Source organism: Flavobacteriales bacterium (assembly GCA_020435415.1).
Lineage (GTDB): Bacteria > Bacteroidota > Bacteroidia > JACJYZ01 > JACJYZ01 > JACJYZ01.
Window position 1 is genome coordinate 1 of sequence record JAGQZQ010000189.1, and the last position, 555, is coordinate 555.

Consider the following 555-nt stretch of genomic DNA (forward strand, 5'->3'; position numbering starts at 1 on the left):
GGATCATGTTCATGCGAGCGAGACCGGCGGTGGTCACATCCTTCTCCTGCCCTTCGAGCGTGATGTGCTTGCCGGCTTCGGCGGCCACCTTGAGCAGCAAGGAACCGGAACCACAGGTGGGGTCGTAGGCGATCGTGCGGGCCGTGGTGTTGTCGGGCGCGATGCCGATCACCTTGGCGATGATGCGGCTGACTTCGGATGGCGTGTAGAACTCGCCCTTGGATTTGCCCGATTCCCGGGCGAATTGCCGCATCAGGTATTCGTAGGCATCGCCGAGGATGTCGTCGTGCTCGGCACGGTTTTGCGAAAAGTCGAGTTCGGGCTTCTGGAAGATGCTCACCAGGTTGGACAGGCGCTCGACCATCGCCGGGCCTTCGCCCAGCTTGTTGGGGTCATTGAAGTCCGGGAAATCGCTTTTCGACAGGCGATCGTTGGCGTCGACCAGCGGCGCGATGATCTGCTTGTTGATCTTGTCGCCGATGTCGCTCTTGCCTTTGAGGGCGATCATGTCGCGGAACGAGGCGCCGGGAGGGATGATTACCGGCGGAGTAAAGT

General features: G+C 60.9%; 1 protein-coding gene. It reads right to left on the minus strand.

Going from position 1 to position 555, the window contains the following annotated elements; genetic code table 11:
* Positions 1–555: SAM-dependent DNA methyltransferase (locus KDD36_15255; protein MCB0398006.1), on the minus strand; the 555-nt coding region annotated here is incomplete at both ends.